Raw genomic sequence first — 19,438 nt, 5'->3', positions numbered from 1 at the left:
ATCGGTCCGGGCGGACAGCTAGCCATCCCGACAAAGCAGGCTAGGCTTCGTCACGCCGCCTGCGCTACCCGCTCCGACATCATGCGGTAGGAAATCGCCTCGGCCAGGTGGATGCGGCCGACGGCCTCGCTGGCGTCGAGGTCGGCCAGTGTGCGCGCCACTTTAAGCACGCGGTGATAGGCGCGCGCAGAAAAGCCGAGTTTCTCGCTGGCGTCTTTCAGCAGCGACAGGCCGGCTGCGTCCGGCGCGGCGATGTCCTCGATGACAGAAGGCGAGCAATGGGCGTTGGTGGTGGCGCTGGTGACGCCCAGCCGCTCGAACCGCTCGCGCTGGATGGTGCGGGCGCGCGCCACGCGCTGGGCGACCGCCGCGCTCTTCTCCGCCCGGTCGGGCCGGATCAGGTCGGCGGCCGAGACAGCCGGTACCTCGATCCTGAGGTCGATGCGGTCGAGCAGCGGGCCTGAGATGCGCGCCTGGTAGTCGGTGCGGCAGCGTTCGCCGCGCAGGCAGCGATAGCCGGGCTCGCCGGCCATGCCGCAACGGCACGGGTTCATCGCCGCTACCAGCTGGATGCGCGCTGGATAGGTGACGCGGTGGTTGGCGCGCGCGATCATGCAGTCGCCGGTCTCCAGCGGCTGGCGCAGCGCATCCAAGGTCTGCGGCGTGAATTCGGGAAACTCGTCGAGGAACAGCACGCCGTTATGGGCAAGCGATACTTCGCCCGGCCGTGCCCTTATGCCGCCGCCGACCATCGCCGCCATCGAGGCCGAATGGTGCGGGGCGCGGAACGGCCGTCGGTCGGTCAATTTGCCTTCGCCGAGTTCGCCGGCCACCGAGGCGATCATCGAGACTTCAAGAAGTTCCTTGGGCGCCAGTGGCGGCAGAATTGAGGGCAGCCTCTGCGCCAGCATCGATTTTCCCGAGCCGGGAGGCCCGACCATCAACAGATTGTGGCCGCCGGCCGCCGCCACTTCCAGCGCCCGCTTGGCGCTTTCCTGGCCCTTGATGTCGCAGAGGTCGGGCAGGTCGCGCGCCGAGACATGGATGCCGGGCTCGGGCCGCGACAGCACCTGCGTGCCGCGAAAATGATTGGCGATGGCAATCAGGCTGCGCGGCGCCAATATGTCGAAATCCTTGCCCGCCCAGGCCGCTTCTGGCCCGCAGCCGAACGGGCAGATCAGGCCCTTTCCCTCGGCATTGGCGCCGATCGCGGCTGGCAGCGCACCGGCCACCGCGGCAATGGTACCGTCGAGCGACAATTCTCCGAGCACGACATAGCTGGCCAGCATGTCGCCGGGAATAGCGCCGAGCGCGGCCATCAGGCCGAGCGCGATCGGCAGATCGTAATGGCTGCCTTCCTTGGGCAGATCGGCAGGCGCCAGGTTGACCGTCACCTTCTTCGACGGCATCGACAGGCCCGACGCATGCAGTGCCGCCTGCACGCGCTCGCGGCTTTCGGCCACCGCCTTGTCGGCCAGCCCAACGATCTGCATGCCGACCTTGCCCGGCGCGATCATCACCTGGACATCGACCGACACGGCCTCGATGCCCTGGAAAGCAACCGTGCGAACCCGCGCCACCATCTTGCTCTGCCCCCGGATATCGGCTCGCCTCGGCCTTGTGGTTCAGACCGCGAGCGACGTCAGGGACAAGACAACCATAGATTTCAGGCCAAGGCAAGAACATTACAGGAACATGCGATCGTGGTTGCAGCGCGCTGTGCCGGTTGCAAAAACGGAAGATGGTTAAGCAATGGAACGGCTGCTCCGCCTCCTCGACCGCGTTAACAAGGCGACTAGGCCCTTCGGCAATCTGAGGCTGTTGCTTCTAAGCGGTGATGAAGGCATCGACCGAACCTGAAAGCGATCGATCGATCGCGACCTGCGGTGGAAGCCACTCCATGACAGGATATCTGAAAGGCCAAGGCAGGGCGATCCGGCGCGAAGAGCCGCTCTCCAGAAAAATCTCGTTTACAAGGTCTATGAACCGCCCGCGGTCTCGTTCGATTCGTTTCAAAGTTTGCGAACGAATGTAATCCCGGGGAATTCGTCGCTCCTTCAGCGCTAAGACAGCCTCCGCGATGGATCGAGGATCGGGTGGAACTGTGAGCGAATAGTCGTCATCCAGATAAAGGTCTCGGCCGCCATGGTTCGGCGTCGTGACCACTGGAAGGCCCGCGAGAAGATATTCCGTGCTGGCGAACATTGGTCCTTCCAGGTGAGAGAGACAGATTCCCACGGCTGCACGATTTAGATGCGTGTTCACCTGAGCCGGTGCCAATCGGACCGGCTTGCCGGTGCCGTCAAACTCGTTGATAAAGACGTGATGCGGCGCGAGCTCCCTATGCCGATTTATTCGCGCTCTTTCCGACTCCGTCGTGGAGGACCCGCTTGAATCTCGATAGAAGACAAATGCGCAACGCTGGATGCCAAGCGACAAGTCATGGCGCTTCCACGGAGCCAGTTGCGCATTGTAGATTGCATCAAATTCTACAGGGACGTCATTGAGGGGCCTGAATATGTGTTCGGAGGTTGTTGACGTCTTGTTGTGCAGGACGGCGGCCTCGCCGGACTGATTCAACAGATCAGCCTCGGCCTGAGTGTTGGATAGGAAGATTAGCGAGTGACGGGGGTTCTTGAGTCTATGCAGAACGGCATAGGTCCGGATGGTTTTGACGCTAGCACTGTTTTCGATGGACCAGGTTGGCGAGATGAGAAACCAGGCGCGGTGGCCGCGTGGAAGGAAAGGCATATGACTTGCTAATCCGAGCGGCGTACCGGACATTCCCGAATAGGATATTAACGGATCGTCAGACAGCAAACTGGCCTGAAGAGCAGGTTGCGACTTCGCGGAAGGGTGCCCTTTTCTGAGTTTGTGGCCATGACGCAGCATGGCTCTGACAATCTCGAATTTGGTAGGAGGGCGATACCCGTGCTGTAGGGTCAACATGCGGCAATTGCGATCTTGAGTGCGGGGCAAAACTCGCTTCGACGAGAGAAACTTGGCAAAGAAACATCGCCAGTTGATCTACGGAATATCTCAGGCGATCAAATCTGGTGTACGGAGAAGCGCCTCTTGAAAGAAAACATCGTCCCAAGCGGGGCTGGTTCTCACATCGCGCTACCAACCGTATCCGTTTGCGTGGGCTGTTTCAATCAAGAGGCATTCATCGACACTGCGATCCGATCCGTAGCGGCGCAGACATACACTGCGTTCGAATGCGTGGTGGTCGATGATTTTTCGACCGACGGTTCCCGCCGAAGGATTGAAGAGTGTCTGTCCCAGCTTGGCGACAGTCGTTTCCGCTTTCTGCCCCGACTGCAAAATGGCGGGCAGTTGACAGCAATGATGACCGGGCTTGACGCGACAGCCGGGCCCCTGATCTCGTTCCTTGACGGTGACGATGCTTGGCATCCTGACTTCATAGAATGCCATGTGAGAGCGCATCTCAGCCACACCCGTATCGCGGCAATGTCGAGCTCCGATGAGGTGGTGATAGATATGGCCGGCAACCTGCTTGCGGGCGGTCATCCCGTATTCCACCTGAACGACCCGCGATCGATGCCGAAAATGAGCGGCTACCTGCATGTCGACACCGAAGCTGACCCAACATTATTATTTATTGATCGGGGTACCGTGGGTTGGTTTTGGTCAACCACATCGGGGATGATGTTTCGTCGAGCTCCGCTTGAAATCATGCGTCCATCCGATCCGCACGAGATAAGGATATGTGCCGATGGTTATATGGCTCGTGCCGCCCATATGATCGGCGGAACCGTGAGGATTGGGCGGGCTCTTGGCAGTTATCGGCTTCACGGCGGCAATGGCTGGGCGGACGGGCGCATCCTGGGTACCGGAGTTGGCCTCGGCAGGATGTCGCCTGATACTGAAATAGCGATACGGCGGGCACTGGCCAATCGTTGGTGCGAAGTGGCGCCGGGAATGGCGCATTTAATCTCCCGCCACTCAATGCGCAGGACCTTGGTCGACCTGATCGGACTGTCTGCGGCTTTTGCATTGCTGGAAAAGAACTCCGATGCGGGTTTTCTGCTGAAAGACTGGGCAACACCACAGCGAAAATTGCAGACCAGACTTATCGGTCTCCTTCCTCCGAAACTGAGGCCTCAGCGCTTCCGGGACATAGTTTGATTTGATGAGCCGCTTGCTCGGCAGTCTTACCCGATAAGAGCATCTTTCGATGCTTCTCTGGACCACCAAGGTCCTCCGTAGCAAGGCACACTACGCGGCCGAATTCCGCCGCTTTTCCTCCACCGCGTCCCAGAACAGGCTGGCGATATCCGCGCCACCGAAACGTTGCACTTCGCGCACGCCGGTTGGCGAGGTCACATTGATCTCGGTCATGTAGTCGCCGATCACGTCGATGCCGACGAGGATGAAGCCGCGTTCTTTCAAGGACGGGCCGATTCGGGCGCAGATCTCGCGTTCGCGTTCCGTCAGCTCGGTCTCTTCGGCGCGTCCGCCGACATGCATGTTGGAGCGCGAATCGTGGTCGGCCGGTACCCGGTTGATGGCGCCGACCGCTTCGCCGTCGATCAGGATGATGCGCTTGTCGCCCTTGCGCACGTCCTTGAGATAGCGCTGGACGATATAGGGCTCGCGCGACAGCTGGGCGAACATTTCGAGCAGCGAGGCGAGGTTGCGGTCATCCTCCTTGAGATGGAAGATGCCGGCGCCGCCATTTCCGTAGAGCGGCTTGACGATGATGTCGCCGAACTCCTTGCGGAAGGCGGCGACCTCCTGAGGATCCTTGGTGATCAGCGTTTCGGGCATCAGATCGGGGAATTCGGTGACGAAGATCTTTTCCGGACTGTTGCGCACCCAGGCCGGGTCGTTGACGACCAGTGTCTTGGGATGGATACGCTCCAGAATGTGCGTGGTGGTGATGTAATTCATGTCGAAGGGCGGGTCCTGGCGCAGCAGGATCACATCCATCTCCGACAGGTCGGTGCGCACTTTGTCGCCCAGCGTATAATGATTGCCCTTCTCGTCGCGGAGCTTCATCTCTTCGATGCGGGCAAACACCTTGCCGCCCAGCATCGACAGCCGGTCGGGCGTATAGTGGAACAGTTGGTGGCCGCGCCGCTGCGCCTCCAGCGACAGCGCAAACGACGTGTCGCCGGCGATCGAGACGGTGGAGACATGGTCCATCTGGACGGCGATTTTCAGGGGCATCTTCCGGTCTCCAGCAGGCTCTGTCGCCGATATACGGAACTTGGCGGCTTCTGCCAATCGCGCTTGCTTGGCCCAGACCTTTAACGGTCGAAGACCAGCCGGGAGTAACCGAGGAACGACAGCGCCATGGCGACCGGCGAGGCGACGGCAAGTGCGGCCAGCGGCGGCAGCGCCGGCAGCGCAAACAGGATGGCGCAGTAGATGAGATAGTTGACGATGCTGGTGGCGATGCCGACGCCGCCATAGCGCGCGCCCTCCTGCGCCACGCCGCGGCTCGACGGCGAAAAGGTCAGGTGCCGGTTGATCTGCCAGGTGACGCACAGCGCAAAGCCGATCGACAGGACACGGGCGACGAAGGGACCGAGCGGCGTCACCGCCAAGAGCAGCCAGAGCGCCGCGGCATCGGCCACGAAACCAACGCCGCCGGCCAGGACGAAGCGGACGAGCCGGCTCACGGCCTCAGGCGGCCCGGGGCGTCTTGCCCGGTTCGGCCTTCGGGATTTCACCAGTGCGTTCGCGCCGTTCGACCCGGCCTGACGGCACCGAGAGATAAAAAATGCGCTTCTGCTCGGCGCGTCCGCGCGATACCGAATCGAGGATCAATCCGGTCACCATCGCAAGCATCGAGAGCAGCAGCAGGCCGACCGACAGCACCCAGGTCGGCATGCGCGGCACGAGGCCGGTCTGGGCGAATTCGATCAGCACCGGCGTCATCAGGGCAAGGCTCGATGCCAGGAAGAAAATCGCGAAGGCGCCGAAGAAGCGCAGCGGCTGCGTCTCCTTCATCAGCATGGCGAACATCCACAGGATCCTGGCGCCGTCGCGATAGGTCGACAGCTTCGACGACGATCCCTCAGGCCGGCGGCCATAATCGAGCGCGATCTCGCTCACCGGCAGTTTGAGCTGCGAGGCATGCACCGACATTTCGGTCTCGATCTCGAAGCCGCCGGAAACCGCGGGAAAGCTCTTGACGAAACGCCTCGAGAAGACGCGGTAGCCGGAGAAGATGTCGGTGAAGTCGGCGCCGAACAGCCGCTTGTAGAGGCTGTTGAAGATGCGGTTGCCGAAGGCATGGCCGGAACGGCCGGCATCGTCGGTGACGCCGCGCCTGGTGCCAACCACCATGTCGCAGCGCTCGGTCTGCAGGATGTTGATCAGCAGCGAGGCATCTTCCGGCGCATAGGTGCCGTCGCCATCGGCCATCAGATAGATGTCCGCATCGATGTCGGCGAACATGCGCCGCACGACATTGCCCTTGCCCTGGCGCGGCTCGCGGACGACGATGGCGCCCGCTGCGCGCGCCTTGAGCGCGGTCAAATCCCTGGAATTGTTGTCATAGACATAGATCTCGGCCGATGGCAGCGTCTCGCGAAAGCGCCGCACCACCTCGGCGATGGTCAGTTCCTCATTGTAGCAAGGCAGGAGCACGGCAATGGCCGGCTCATGGCGGACTTCGTGCGGCATTTCCGTCTCCCGACACCCGGCGGAGCCTCCGGCCGCGCTCATATGCGGCCTCGCTCAGGCGACTTTACTATTTATTGAAGCTGTTAAGGCTAGGTTTAAGGCCGCAGTCTTTCCGACGAAGGTCATGATGATGAACGCAGCCAAGGCGGGTGCTTCCTCCTGGAAGTCCGATATGACGCTGGCGCTGCTTGCCATGCTGGTGGTGCTGGCCGTCAATGCCGCCACGGGCTTTCGCGAATTGAGCAATGCCGGCGGCGACAATGACAGCCTGCTGCGGCTGGTCGAGGTTCGCGACATGCTGGCCGGCCAGGGCTGGTTCGACCTGCATCAGTACAGGATGGGGCCGGAAGGCGGTTTCGTCATGCACTGGTCGCGGCTGGTCGACGCACCGCTCGCCGCCATCATCCTCGCCGCCTCGGCGCTGACCGGCAGCATGGCCATGGCCGAAGTGGTCGCACAGGTGCTGTGGCCGTCGCTGCTGTTTTGCCTGGCGGTGTTTTTTACAGCCCGTGCGGCACGCAGCTTCGCCGGCGTCGGCGCCGTGCTGCCCGCTATCGTCATCGGCGCGGCGGCGCTGCATTTCATCGGCATTTTCTTGCCGGGTGCGCTCGATCATCACAATGTCCAGCTGACGCTGACCATGGCCAGCCTCAGCCTGCTGCTCGAGGCGCCGGCGCGTCGCTGGGCGGCGCTGATTTCCGGGCTGTGTGCGGCCCTGACGCTGGCCGTCGGCATGGAAACCGCGCCCTATGTCGCCACCATCGGCGCCTGCATCGCTTTGCTGTTCGTCGTCGATCCCGGCGGCGAACGCCGGATCGCCAGGGATTTCGGTCTCGGCTTTGCCGGGGTTTCAGCCCTCGTCTTCGTCACCACCATCCCGCCATCGGCCATGGGCCAGCCGCAGTGCGATGCCTTCTCGGCTGTGCAGTTCGTGGTGGCGGCAGTCGCCGGACTGGGGCTTGCCGCCGTGACGTCGCTCACGGTGTCCAATGGCACGGCCAGCCGCCGCCTGATCTCGCTTAGCCTGCTCGCGCTTGGGCTGGGCGCCGTCATCGTGGCGCTGTTTCCGCAATGCCTTGCGGCTCCCTACGCAAACCTCGATCCGCGCCTCAAGGAATTGTGGCTCGATCACATCGACGAGGCGCAGTCGCTGTTCAGTATTGCCGTCAATGAGCCGGCGTCGCTGGCGGCGCGCTATGTCACGCCGCTGGTGGCGATCGCGCTGATGGCGCTTCGCCTGCGCGGACCATGGCGCCGCCAGGACAGCCTCGTCGGCGCCTTGCTGGTCGGCGCCTTCATCGTCAGCGCCTGGCAGGTCCGCGGCTCGACATTCTCGATCGCCTTTGCCGTCATCCCGCTGTCGGCCTGGATCGCAAGCTGGCGCGAACGGGCGAGGATCAGCCCTGCGCGCAGCGTATCGCTGCGCATGGCGGCGGTCTGGCTGGTGTCGGCGAATGCCGTCTGGGCCGGCGCTGCCGCCGCGACGTCGAGCGTATTCGAGGCCAGCAAGGTCTCGGTCGAGGCACAGGACACCGACAGCGATCCGTCCTGCGAGCGCAAGGCCTCCTTCGCGGCGTTGGCCCGGCTGCCGGACACCACGGTGCTTGCCATTTCCAATCTCGGCTCGCCCATCCTTGCCTATTCCGGGCACCGCGTCTTTGCCGGCCCCTATCATCGCAACATCGCCGGCGACCTGCTTGCGCTCGATGCCTTCCTCGGATCGGCGGACCAGGCGAGGATGATCGCGGCGGCTCACCACGTCGGCCTGATGGCGCTCTGCCGCGGCAGCGCCGAAAGCAAGATGCTTGCCGCCAAGGCGCCGCAAGGCTTCCTGGCCAGGCTGATGCAGGGAAGCGTCCCCGATTGGCTCGAACCGGTGGCCGAAACGCGCGGAACCCCGGTCGAACTCTACCGCGTCCGCTAAAGCATCATTCGCCAGCGAAAAATCGATTTCGCGATACGCTTCCTAAACGCTTTGCTGCCAGTCTCAGCCTAAATTTCGGGCGTCACAAACAGGGATACCGATGCAAACGACGTTTGGCACCGGGCAGGCAAGCAGGGAAAACTCGGATCTGGCGTTCACCGATGCGCTGACCGGGCTTGGCAACCATCGCCGCTTCTTCGACAAGGTCGATCGCCTGATCAGCGACCGTGCAGACGATCCCGCGCCGTTCACGGTCGGCATTCTCGACCTCGACGGCTTCAAGCCGATCAACGATCTGTTCGGCCACAAGGCCGGCGACGACATATTGATCCAGGTGGCAATGCGGCTGCGCGCTTCGATGGACAGCCACTCCACCGTTTGCCGCATCGGCGCCGACGAATTCGCCTTCCTGTATCCGATGGTGTTCTCGGAGGAAGCGGCGGCCGAGAAGTCGCGCATGATGATCGAAATCCTGTCGGCGCCCTACGATGTCGGCGAACGCACCGCCAGGCTTTCGGCCTCGGTCGGCTGCTCGCTCTTTTATTCCGGCGACGAAACCACGGAAATCCTCGTCAACAAGGCCGAAACGGCGCTCTACCACGCCAAGCGTTCGGGCCGTGGCCGGGTCGTCGTCTACACCCGCGAAATGGAAGAGGCGGCCAAGCGCGTCACCCGCATCGAACAGGCGCTGCGCCGTGCCGTCTCGGCCGGTGAGGTCGAACCGCATTTCCAGCCCATCGTCGATTTGACCACCCGCCGCACCATCGGCTTCGAGACGCTGGCGCGCTGGACCGATCGCGACCTCGGCGTGGTGCCGCCGACCGTGTTCATCCCGATCGCCGAAGAGCGCGGCATCATCGGCCCGCTGTCGCAGCTGGTGCTGCGCAAGGCGACCGAAGCGGCGCGCAGCTGGCCGAAGGACCTGTTCCTGTCCTTCAACCTGTCGCCCTCGCAACTCGTCGACCAGAACACCGGCCTGCACATATTGTCGATCCTCGACCGCACCGGCTTCGATCCGCGACGGCTGGAGATCGAGATCACCGAAACCGGCCTGATGAACGATCCGGCCTCGGCCGAGAAGATCGTCGAGGACCTGCGTCGCGTCGGCATCCGAGTCTCGCTCGACGATTTCGGCACCGGCCAGTCCTCGCTCGGCCGCTTGCGCGAATTCCATTTCGACAAGCTCAAGATCGACCGCGCCTTCGTCTCCTCGATCCTCGACGACCGCCCGTCGGAACACATCATCCGCGCCATTCTGGCCATGTGCGAAGGGCTCGGCATGGATGTCGTCGCCGAAGGCATCGAGGAGGAGGCGCAGGCCGACCGCCTCGTCCAGTTCGGCTGCGCCGGCGGCCAGGGCTATCTCTTCGGCAAACCGGTCGACGCCGACGCCACGCTCGGCTACCTCCGCGATTCCTATCGCGGCGCCCTCTACGCCAAGGCAGTCTGACCGGCGGTCTTGCCTGCGTCGAGCAAGTCAGCGGTGCGAGCCAAGATCGACTGTGGCCGCCATCTTGCGTCCTTTTGTCTGACATAAGCCAAACAAATCGCCGTTTTCGCCCTTGCTCCCCGGACTTGGCTGGATAGGATGCGCGCCGACCGGATCGGGAGAGAAAAATATGATGCCATCGGCCGATTTTGCCGACCTCAGGGGAGCCTCGGTGCTGATCACCGGCGGCGGTTCCGGAATTGGTGCGGCACTGACCGAGGGCTTCGTTCGCCAGGGCGCCCATGTCGCCTTCATCGACATCGCCGATGGCCCAAGCACGATGCTTGCCGACCGCGTCGAAAAAGAACTTGGCCGGCGACCGCTCTACCTCAAGACCGATTTGCGTGACGTCGAGGCGTTGCGCGCTTCGGCCGCCAAAGCGGCTGAGGCGCATGGCGACGTCACCGTGCTGGTCAACAATGCCGCCTGGGACGAACGCCACGACGTCGCCGACGTTACCGTCGAGTTCTGGGACAATAATCTCGCCGTCAATCTGCGCCCGCATTTCTTCACCGCACAGGCGGTCGCGCCGGGCATGAAGCGGGCCGGCGGCGGTTCGATCATCAACTTCACCTCAACCTCCTATCTCATCAACCACCCCGATATGCCGGCCTACACCGCCGCCAAGGCCGGCATACTCGGCCTCACCAAAGGTCTCGCGGGCAAGCTTGGGGTCGACGGCATCCGCGTCAATGCGATTGCGCCGGGCTGGGTGATCACCGAGCGGCAGCGGGAACTCTGGGTCACCGAGCAGGGGCTCGCCGCCCATGTCGCCAAGCAATGCATCAAGCAGGTCATGCAGCCCGACGACATCGTCGGCACGGTGCTGTTCCTGGCCTCCGACGCCTCGCGTATGCTGACGGCGCAGATGTTGATCGTGGACGGGGGTTTCCTGTGAGCCCGGTGAATCAAAATCCGGCAACAGGCACGCCGGCAGTCGCCGCCGTCGACTGGGGCACGACCCGCATGCGGGTCTGGCTGGTCGACGAGGCGGGCGGGGTGCTTGCCGAGCGTCGCGGCGATGATGGGTTGATCACCGCGCAGCAAAAAGGCTTTTCGACCATCCTCGAGGGCCATCTGGCGGCGCTCAGCGCACCTGACACACTGCCAGTCATCATCTGCGGCATGGCCGGCTCGCGCCAGGGTTGGCTGGAAGCGCCTTACGTCATCGTGCCGGCGCCGCTCAGTGCCATCCTCGCGGGGGCCGCCCGCATTCCCGGCCAGAGCCGCGACATCCGCATCGTGCCTGGCCTGGCGCAGCGCCTGGAAGATGCGCCGGACGTAATGCGCGGCGAGGAAACCCAGCTTGCCGGCGCCGGTTTGCCGGCAAAAGGTCGCCATCTCGTCTGCATGCCCGGCACCCATTCGAAATGGGTTCTGGTCGAAGACGGCGCGGTCGACGGCTTCTGCACCTGGCCGACCGGCGAGCTGTTTTCGGTGCTGGCCACTCACTCTATCCTGCGCCATTCGCTGGGCGAGAGCCCGAAGCCGGTCACTCCGGACAATCCGTTCTTCCAGGAATGGTGCCGCAAGGCTTTGGCGGAGGGCGGCGATGTCACCTCGCGGCTGTTCTCGATCCGCGCCGCCGGCCTGCTGCAGAACCTCAAGGCCGACGATGCCGCCGCTTGCCTGTCCGGCCTGCTGATCGGCGGCGAGATCGCCTCGGCGGGCCGCCGCTATGGCGAAAGCACCACCGCAATCGTGCTGGTTGCGTCCGGCTCGCTAGCAGCCCTCTACCGCCAGGCGCTAGACCTTGCAGGGCTTGCCGTCAGGACGGTCGACGCCGACGAGGCGGTGCGTGCCGGCCTTATCGAGGCAGCGCGGGAAAATGGCATGATCGCCAAATGACTCACCAGAGTGGAGTGACAGCGTGACCCAGACCGCCCCCTTCCCGAAGCTCAAGCGTGGTCTTGTCGCCATTCTGCGCGGCCTCAAACCCAGCGAGGCGGTTGCCATCGGCCAGGCGCTGTTTGACGCCGGCATCGAAGCCATCGAGGTGCCGCTCAATTCGCCGGAGCCGTTTTCATCGATCGCCAGCATTGTCACCGCTTTGCCCAAGACAACGCTGGTCGGCGCCGGCACGGTGCTGACTTCAGCCGATGTCGACACCTTGGCCAAGGCCGGCGGGCGGCTGCTGGTCAGCCCCAACATCGATGCCGACGTCATGGCCCGCGCCATGCACCATGGCATGGTGACGATGCCAGGCGTGTTCACCCCCACCGAAGCTTTTCAGGCGATTAGGCTTGGGGCTTCGGCGCTCAAATTCTTCCCGGCAAGCGTGCTCGGGCCCAGCGGCATTTCGGCGATGCGGGCCGTGCTGCCGGCCGATACCGTGGTCGGCGCCGTCGGCGGCGTTTCCGAGAAAGACTTTGCCGGCTACAAAGCCGCTGGGGTGACCGCTTTCGGTCTTGGCTCCAGCCTGTTCAAACCCGGCATGAGCGTCGACGAGGTGGCCTCGCGCGCCCGGGCGGCGGTGACGGCCTGGGATGCGGCCTTCGGCGGAGCGGCATGATGGAAAACGTTTCGGTTTTCTCGGACCATGTCTGCGAGCTCGGCGAGGGGCCGAGCTACGATCCCGCCACCGATACGCTGTTCTGGTTCGACATTGTCAACGGCCTGCTGCTGGAGCAGGGTGTCACGTCCGGCGCGCGGAAAGTCCATGAACTCGGCCAGATGGCCAGCGCCATCGCCATTGTCGATGACAATCGCCAGCTCATCGCCACCGAGACTGGCCTGCATGTCCGCGACGTCTCGACCGGCAAGCTGACGCTGCATACGCCCATCGAGGCCGACAATGCGCTGACCCGCTCCAACGATTCGCGCGTCCATCCGTGCGGCGCCTTCTGGGTCGGCACGATGGGCAAGGGTGAGGAGAAGGGCGCCGGCGCCATCTACTGGTTCTTCAAGGGCGAATTGCGCACGCTTTACACCGGCATCACAGTATCGAATTCGATCTGTTTTTCCGAAGACGGCTCGATTGCCTATTACACCGACACCTCGACCGGCCTGTTGATGCGCGTCGCCTGCGATCCGGCAACGGGTCTGCCGATCGGCGAGTCCAAAGTGTTCGTCGACCATCGCTCGTCCAGGGGCTTTGTCGACGGCTCGGTCGTTGATCGCGACGGCGTGCTGTGGAACGCCGTCTGGGGCGGCAAGGCGGTCAAGGCCTATTCGCCAGATGGCACATTGTTGCGCGAAATTGCCGTGCCGGCGGGGCAGTCCTCGTGCCCGGCCTTTGTCGGGGCCAAGGCCGGTCGGCTGGCGGTGACCTCGGCCTGGAAAGGCAAGGACGACAAGCAGCGCAAGCTCGACCCACAGGCCGGCATGACCTTCCTGCTCGACATCCCCGTCAACGGCCGCTTCGAGCCGCGCGTGGTCATCGCCTGAGCGCTGTCGCGCAGGCGTCCGGCTCGGTCGGTTTCGCGCAAGTCTGAAGCAGGGGCCATGCCATGGTGGGACAACACCACCGAAGGTCCTGATCCATGCCGCGCCCGACCCTGATCCTCGTCCATGAGCCGGAAAAGGCCTGTCTCGACCGGCTGGTCGCCGACGGCTTTCCCGCCGAGCGCGCCCTGGAAATCTCGTCCTATCTGGCGCAATCGACCGATCTCGCGCCCGAATTCGATGAAATCACCGCCGCTTGCGGGCGGCGCGGCCTCGCCTTCATGCCGGTTGCACTCGACGATGCGTCAAGCGCGCTGGCGAAGGCCGATCCCGCAACCACGCTTGTCTGGACGCTGACCGACGGCATTGCCTATTTCCGCGGTGCTGCAGCGCCCGCACTTGCCAGGCTGAATGGGCTTAGAACCATCGGAGCCGACGATGCGCTGTTCGCGCTTTGCCAGGACAAGTTCCGCTCCGGCGCCGTGCTTTGCGCGCTCGGCCTGCCGGCGCCGCAGGCAGGCCTGGCCCGCGACGGCCGCTGGCTGGCCGCCCCGCCAGCTTCGGAAGCCGGCTGGTTCGTCAAGCCGAACCGGCTCGGCTCTAAGGTAGGCATCTGGCCGGATTCACGCTGCAACGACCTGGCCCATGCGCTGGAGCTTAGCCGGCGGGTCTATGCCGCTTATCGCGACGATGTCGTCGTCCAGCCCTATGTCGGCGGTCGCAATGTCCGCGCCAGCTTCCTTGGGCTGCAAACGGATGCCGGGGCGGAAGCGCTCGGCATTGCGTTCGTCGACTCCGGCGGCGATTTCCAGACCATGGCGGACTCGATGGCGCTTTACGGCGACACCGGCGAGGCCGCCAAGGCGGCTGGACTATACAGCGAGCCGGTGCTGGAGGCGGTTGCCGACACCCAGCCGGCAGCCGCGGCAACCATCCGCCGCATCGCCGAGCGGCTGGTCAGCGGACTTGGCCTGCGCGACGTGTTTTCCATCGATTTCAGGGTCGAGGCCACCGATCATGTCCACCTCATCGAGTTCGAGGTCTGTCCCGGCCTGCCCTGCTTCGATTTCCGCGCCTATTGCCTGATGCAATGGGGCATGACGCTGGCCGATGCGGTTGCCGAGACGGCGGCGAACCGACTGAACCGACAGGCGATCTGAACGGTCGAGGGACCAGCGCGACCTACCGCGCCTTGACGGCTTTTGCTCCACCTTTAGTGTCGCGGGACAGTCCTCAGGCAAGGCCGCGCGATGAGCACACCAGCAAGCTCCCTCCACCATCACATCAGGCGCATGGCCGGGCGCGATCCGCATGAGGCGCATCGCGTCGCCACGCCGCTCGAGCTGCTGTTCGATCTGACCTTCGTCACCGTCTTCAGCCTTGCCTCGTCGCAACTGGCGCATGCCTTGGCCGAGGGCCACTACGCGGCGGCGCTGATCGGCTTCGGCTTTGCCAGCTTCGCGATCTGCTGGGCGTGGATCAATTTCTCCTGGTTTTCCTCCGCCTATGACACCGACGATTGGATCTTCCGCCTCGTCACCATGGTGCAGATGATCGGCGTGCTGGTGCTGGCCATCGGCCTGCCGCGCATGTTCGCCTCGATCGAGCATGGCGAACACCTCAACAATTCGGTGATGGTGCTGGGCTACGTCATCATGCGCGTCGCCATGATCTTCCAATGGCTGCGCGCGGCGCGGCAGGACCCTGGGCGGCGGCGTGCCTGTCTCACCTATGCCATCGCCATCGCGATCGCCCAGATCGGCTGGGTGGTGCAGATCCTGGTCGATTTCTCGCTGGCGACGAGCCTGGCTTTCGGCGCGGTCCTGCTTCTCATCGAGCTTGCCGGACCGGTCATCGCCGAACGCCGGGATGGCGGCACGCCCTGGCACGCGCATCACGTCGCCGAGCGCTACAGCCTCTTCGCCATCATCGCGCTGGGCGAAGGGGTGGTCGGCACGCTGGCGACGCTGTCGGCCGTGGTCGAGGAGCAGGGCTGGAACCTCGATGCCGCCTTGATCGGCATTGCCGGAATGGGTCTCACCTTCGGCATGTGGTGGGTCTATTACATGCTGCCCTCGGGGACGGTGCTGCACCAGCACCGCAATCGCTCTTTTGTCTGGGGCTATGGCCAGATGCTGATCGTGGCGGCCATCGTCGCCACCGGCGCCGGGCTGCATGTCGCGGCCTATTTCATCGAGCACAAGGCCCATATCGGCCCGGTAGCGACCCTGCTCTCGGTCGCCATTCCGCTAGGCGTGTTCCTGGGGGCGATCTACGCGCTGTATTATTATCTCGTCCAGCGCTTCGATCCCCTCCATGTCTGGCTGCTGGCGGGAACGGCTGCGGTCGTCGCACTTGCCATCATCGCCGCCCTTGCCGGCGTCGACATGGCGGTCTGCCTCATCTTACTCACGCTAGCGCCGGCCGTCACCGTTGTCGGCTATGAGCTGTCGGGGCACCGCCATCAACTGGAGGTGCTGGCGCAGGAGGAAGCGCCGCACTGAGCAGAGCAGCTTCGCGCGTCAGATACCCTCGACCAGCACGATCTCGCCATCGGCTACTTTCTGACGGATGGCGACGGCGCGCTGGTACTCCGGCGAGTGGTAGCAATCGTGCGCCGCGCTGAGCGATTCGAACTCGATAATGACATTGCGGGCGCGGCCAGGCCCCTCGGCCTTTTCATGCTCACCGCCACGGGCAAGGAACTTCACGTCGAAACGGTCGAAAGCGAGCTTGGCGGCAGCGACATAGTCCTTGTAGCCTTCGGCGTCGCGCACATCGACGCGGGCTATCCAGTATCCCTTGGGCATTTTCTTCTCCTCGTTACGCGGCGCGCATCTCTTCCAGTATGGCTTCCGCCGCCGCGCGCCTGTCGCTTGCCGCCACGATTGGCCGGCCCACAACAAGATGGCTGGAGCCGTTGCGGATCGCCTGGCCGGGCGTCACCACGCGTTTCTGGTCGCCATGGTCGCTGCCCTTGGGCCGTATCCCCGGTGTCACCACCGCCAGGTCGGGTCCGACGATGCGGCGCACCGCTTCCGCCTCCTCGGCCGAGCAGACGACGCCGCCCATGCCGGCATGCAACGCCTGTTCGGCGCGTCTCAGCACCAGCGTGTGAGGGTCGTATTCATAGCCGGCGTCGATCACGTCCTGCTCGTCCATCGAGGTCAGCACGCTGACCGCCAGCAGGCAGAGGTCGCTGCCCCTGGCGGCCTCCACCGCGGCTCGCATCGCCTTGGGATAGGCGTGGATGGTCAGCATGGTCATGCCCATGCGCACGATGTTCTCGACACCCTTCGCCACCGTGTGGTCGATGTCGAGCAGCTTCATGTCGAGGAAGATTTTCGTGCCGCCGCTGGCCAACTCCCTGGCGAAGTCGAGCCCGCCGGCGAAGGCCAGCTGATAGCCGATCTTGTAGAAGGAGACGACGCCGTCGAGCTCCTGCACCGCCTGTTCGGCCTCTTTCACCGTCGGCACGTCGAGGCCGACGATCAGCCTTTCTCTCATGGTATGGGCCTGCATGGCTGTGGAAATCATGCCCCGGTCCGGGTCGATAGCATGCGCGAGGTTTCGATCAGCGTGCGGCATAGGTGCTCCATCGATTTGGTCAGTCTCTCATCCCTGAAATTGCCGTCGCCGTCGAAGGCACTGCCGCCATCGGATACCGAGCATTCCGGCGTCACCATCTCCAACTGGCAGCGCACCAGCACGGCGCGCAGATGGTTGATGCAGCGGATCCCGGCGAAATGTCCGTTGGAAGACGAGCACAGGCCGGCGACCTTGCCGACAAGCGGCCTCACCGGCCAGCCGCCATCGAGGCGCACCCGGCTTACCCAGTCGATCGTGTTCTTGAGCAGTGGCGGGATCGAGCCATTATATTCCGGCGTCGCGATCAGTAGCCCGTCATGGGCGGCGATCAGCCGGCCGAGCTTCACGGCGTTGTCGGGAACGCCTTTTTCCTTTTCGAGGTCCTCGTCGATGATCGGCAGCGGATAGTCGGCCAGCGAAATGCGCGTCACCTCGGCGCCTTGCATGGCCAGCTCCTTCTGCGCCACATCGGCGGTCCTGCCGCTGAAGGCGCCGCTGCGCACCGAGCCGGCGAAGACGAGGATTTTCGCGATCACAGCCATTGGCCACTCTTGTTCCCGGACAGGTACAGCCAGAGGCTGCGCAAATCAACGCACTGGCTCAAAAAACGGAAACGATCGGGGGGCAGGCGCGCGAAGGTGTGCCGAGCAGCTGGGCTATTGCTAGTGGGTGACCGCAATTCTTGCACTCAGCGCGATGAGTGCAACTCCGAGCAAGGCATCTATCGGCCTGCGGACGCTGCCATATACCGACCGAACCCTTCTTGTGGAGAACATTAGCGCGACAAGCCCAAACCACGCCATCGCGACCAGCCCGATTATGGCCAGCGACACTGCCTGGACCCAGATCGGAGCCTGCATCGGCAATACCGATATGAACAGGCTCGCGAAGAACGCGGCCGTCTTCGGATTTGTAATTCCGACAACGAATCCGCTTCGCCAAGGAGCCGTGGTCTCTGCGCCACTGACGGCCAGCGGTGGCCGCGCCTGCCAAGCCGACAAAAGGATCTTGCTGCCCAGGTAACCGAGATACACGGCACCGGCGATCCGGACGGCAAGGTGAGCCCATGCAATCTGCGTCAGTACGAGGCCCAGGCCACACATCGCGAGAGCCGCCCACACCATGATCGCTGCGGCAATGCCAAGCGCCACATGGAACCCCGCGCGACGGCTGATCAGCGCATGGGAAGTCACGGCTACAAAATCGGGTCCTGGGCTCATGGCGCCGAGCAGGAAGACCGAAGCAAGGGTCAGGAATTGCGGAAGGTAGCTCATGCGATACTCCAGTTTCAGTCTCGTCGTACCGCACGCCTGCATGCCGGAGAGGCCAGGAAAGCCGCTCGCCGATTTCGAGGGTCGTTTCCCTCACCTTCACAAAACCTACAGCGCTCTTTAATATGAGCGAAATGAAAGATATTTCGGCAGCCATGAACAAAGCTAATATCAACATCACGATGGTGCGCGTCCTGACATCGCTCAGCGAGACGCGCAGCTTCACCAAAACCGCCGAGCGGCTCTGTCTTTCTCAATCGGCCATAAGCCATGCAATGAAGGCGCTGGAGGAGATCGTTGGCGCGCCCCTCGTCATACGTGATCGGCGCGGTGTCGCTTTCACCGCAACCGGCGAGGCGGCTTTGGACGCGGCGCGCGCCGCTTTGCATGCTTTAGGCCGTCTTGTCGGCCTACGGGAACACTCCATCAAAGGCAGAGTACGGCTCGCGCTGGTCAGCAGCGCCTCGGTAAAGATTGCTCCATATGCGTTGAACATTACTTCCGTCCGGCACCCGGAGCTTGCTGTCGAACTGCTCTTGGGCACGGATACCGAGGTGGCGGAGTGGGTCGATCGCGGTGCCGCCGATATTGGACTGTCCTACATCGCCGGCAATTGCCAAGCCGAGGAACTTGTCGACGACGAACTCTTTGTGGCGTCATCGCAAAAGAACTCAGTCCAAGGCGGGTCATTTCCAATCCGCGCTCTCGACGGCCAGCCATTCATTATGTCGAGCGGCGGCTGCGGACCAATGCTTGCCGAATTGTTCCAGGATTTTGGCGTTGCGCCAGTTGTCATCCTGTCGGCGAGCGATATGGCGGCGCTGCTTGCTCTGGTTGGGGCCGGGCGCGGTTTGTCGATTGCGCCAGGCCTGGCGTTTCCGGCCGATTGGCAGCGAACCGTCGCGAGGCGTCCTCTTGAGCCGCGTGCGCGTCGGCCTCTGCTGCTTCTGTTCTCCAGCAGCGCCGAAGCAACGGCCGTGCGGGCCATGTGCGCGGCGATCAGAGAGGTCGCCACGAGTTTGCGAGGCGGATAACAGTCAAGGATGTGGATCGACCCTCAATCGAGCTTCCTTCGGGAGACGTCGATCCTTTACAAGGCGCCAGAGACTTCTCCCGCCCCCAATA

At 63.5% G+C, this 19,438-nt stretch carries 19 protein-coding genes; 10 read left to right on the top strand and 9 right to left on the bottom strand.

Annotation, left to right across the window (positions count from 1 at the left end; translation table 11 throughout):
* Nucleotides 1-50: 50 nt before the first annotated feature.
* Nucleotides 51-1,583, bottom strand: a complete 1,533-nt coding sequence (locus NKI61_RS03295; RefSeq protein ID WP_352838833.1) for a YifB family Mg chelatase-like AAA ATPase — start codon at nt 1,581-1,583, stop codon at nt 51-53.
* A 244-nt stretch (nt 1,584-1,827) separates the two neighbouring features.
* Nucleotides 1,828-2,892 (bottom strand): glycosyltransferase, encoded by a 1,065-nt coding sequence (locus NKI61_RS03290; RefSeq protein ID WP_155922411.1) that lies wholly within the window; start codon nt 2,890-2,892, stop codon nt 1,828-1,830.
* A 183-nt stretch (nt 2,893-3,075) separates the two neighbouring features.
* Between NKI61_RS03290 and NKI61_RS03285 the strand changes: the two genes are divergently transcribed.
* Nucleotides 3,076-4,149, top strand: coding sequence for a glycosyltransferase family 2 protein (locus tag NKI61_RS03285; protein ID WP_352838832.1), 1,074 nt, complete (start codon nt 3,076-3,078; stop codon nt 4,147-4,149).
* 90 nt (nt 4,150-4,239) lie between these two features.
* Here the strand turns inward: NKI61_RS03285 and gshB are convergent, their stop codons facing one another.
* The 3 genes from gshB to NKI61_RS03270 form a co-directional block, all read right to left on the bottom strand.
* A complete protein-coding gene (gshB, locus tag NKI61_RS03280) occupies nt 4,240-5,193 on the bottom strand; it encodes a glutathione synthase (protein ID WP_352838831.1) in 954 nt (317 codons plus the stop codon).
* 80 nt (nt 5,194-5,273) lie between these two features.
* On the bottom strand, nt 5,274-5,648 hold the full coding sequence (locus NKI61_RS03275) for a GtrA family protein (protein ID WP_352838830.1): 375 nt from the start codon (nt 5,646-5,648) through the stop codon (nt 5,274-5,276).
* Between the two features lie 4 nt (nt 5,649-5,652).
* A complete protein-coding gene (locus tag NKI61_RS03270) occupies nt 5,653-6,657 on the bottom strand; it encodes a glycosyltransferase (RefSeq protein WP_023710382.1) in 1,005 nt (334 codons plus the stop codon).
* A gap of 124 nt (nt 6,658-6,781) precedes the next feature.
* Here NKI61_RS03270 and NKI61_RS03265 point away from each other — a divergent pair, with 124 nt between their 5' ends.
* From NKI61_RS03265 to NKI61_RS03230, 8 genes are all read left to right on the top strand, one after another.
* Nucleotides 6,782-8,581 carry a GtrA family protein gene (locus tag NKI61_RS03265; RefSeq protein WP_352838829.1) on the top strand — a complete coding sequence of 600 codons (1,800 nt, stop codon included), beginning with the start codon at nt 6,782-6,784 and terminating at the stop codon, nt 8,579-8,581.
* Between the two features lie 100 nt (nt 8,582-8,681).
* Nucleotides 8,682-10,031 carry a putative bifunctional diguanylate cyclase/phosphodiesterase gene (locus tag NKI61_RS03260; RefSeq protein WP_023681311.1) on the top strand — a complete coding sequence of 450 codons (1,350 nt, stop codon included), beginning with the start codon at nt 8,682-8,684 and terminating at the stop codon, nt 10,029-10,031.
* Between the two features lie 169 nt (nt 10,032-10,200).
* On the top strand, nt 10,201-10,968 hold the full coding sequence (locus NKI61_RS03255) for an SDR family NAD(P)-dependent oxidoreductase (RefSeq protein ID WP_352838828.1): 768 nt from the start codon (nt 10,201-10,203) through the stop codon (nt 10,966-10,968).
* Nucleotides 10,969-10,973: 5 nt separating this feature from the next.
* Complete coding sequence (locus NKI61_RS03250; protein ID WP_023681312.1) at nt 10,974-11,918, top strand: 2-dehydro-3-deoxygalactonokinase; 945 nt, start codon at nt 10,974-10,976, stop codon at nt 11,916-11,918.
* Between the two features lie 22 nt (nt 11,919-11,940).
* On the top strand, nt 11,941-12,582 hold the full coding sequence (locus tag NKI61_RS03245; RefSeq protein WP_023681313.1) for a 2-dehydro-3-deoxy-6-phosphogalactonate aldolase: 642 nt from the start codon (nt 11,941-11,943) through the stop codon (nt 12,580-12,582).
* Nucleotides 12,582-13,457, top strand: a complete 876-nt coding sequence (locus NKI61_RS03240; protein WP_460222831.1) for an SMP-30/gluconolactonase/LRE family protein — start codon at nt 12,582-12,584, stop codon at nt 13,455-13,457. Before NKI61_RS03245 ends, NKI61_RS03240 begins: the two co-directional genes overlap by 1 nt.
* Before the next feature lie 95 nt (nt 13,458-13,552).
* On the top strand, nt 13,553-14,614 hold the full coding sequence (locus NKI61_RS03235) for a D-alanine--D-alanine ligase family protein (RefSeq protein WP_352745412.1): 1,062 nt from the start codon (nt 13,553-13,555) through the stop codon (nt 14,612-14,614).
* Between the two features lie 90 nt (nt 14,615-14,704).
* Entirely contained in the window at nt 14,705-15,958 is a 1,254-nt protein-coding gene (locus NKI61_RS03230) for a low temperature requirement protein A (protein ID WP_352745409.1), read from the top strand.
* 18 nt (nt 15,959-15,976) lie between these two features.
* Here NKI61_RS03230 and NKI61_RS03225 read toward each other — a convergent pair whose 3' ends face one another.
* The 4 genes from NKI61_RS03225 to NKI61_RS03210 all read right to left on the bottom strand — a co-directional run bounded on the left by NKI61_RS03225 (nt 15,977) and on the right by NKI61_RS03210 (nt 18,316).
* Entirely contained in the window at nt 15,977-16,264 is a 288-nt protein-coding gene (locus tag NKI61_RS03225; RefSeq protein WP_023681317.1) for a DUF1330 domain-containing protein, read from the bottom strand.
* Between the two features lie 13 nt (nt 16,265-16,277).
* A complete protein-coding gene (pyrF, locus tag NKI61_RS03220; protein ID WP_023755354.1) occupies nt 16,278-16,991 on the bottom strand; it encodes an orotidine-5'-phosphate decarboxylase in 714 nt (237 codons plus the stop codon).
* On the bottom strand, nt 16,988-17,584 hold the full coding sequence (locus NKI61_RS03215; RefSeq protein ID WP_023673195.1) for an NADPH-dependent FMN reductase: 597 nt from the start codon (nt 17,582-17,584) through the stop codon (nt 16,988-16,990). Before NKI61_RS03215 ends, pyrF begins: the two co-directional genes overlap by 4 nt.
* Before the next feature lie 120 nt (nt 17,585-17,704).
* Nucleotides 17,705-18,316, bottom strand: a complete 612-nt coding sequence (locus NKI61_RS03210; RefSeq protein ID WP_352510681.1) for a LysE family translocator — start codon at nt 18,314-18,316, stop codon at nt 17,705-17,707.
* A gap of 131 nt (nt 18,317-18,447) precedes the next feature.
* On the opposite strand from NKI61_RS03210, the gene NKI61_RS03205 reads away from it, so the two are divergent.
* Nucleotides 18,448-19,347, top strand: coding sequence for a LysR family transcriptional regulator (locus NKI61_RS03205; RefSeq protein ID WP_023744888.1), 900 nt, complete (start codon nt 18,448-18,450; stop codon nt 19,345-19,347).
* Nucleotides 19,348-19,438 lie beyond the last annotated feature (91 nt).

The sequence above is a fragment of the Mesorhizobium sp. M0514 genome, assembly GCF_040321145.1.
GTDB lineage: Bacteria > Pseudomonadota > Alphaproteobacteria > Rhizobiales > Rhizobiaceae > Mesorhizobium.
This window is presented reverse-complemented; position numbering and strand designations above follow the sequence as displayed.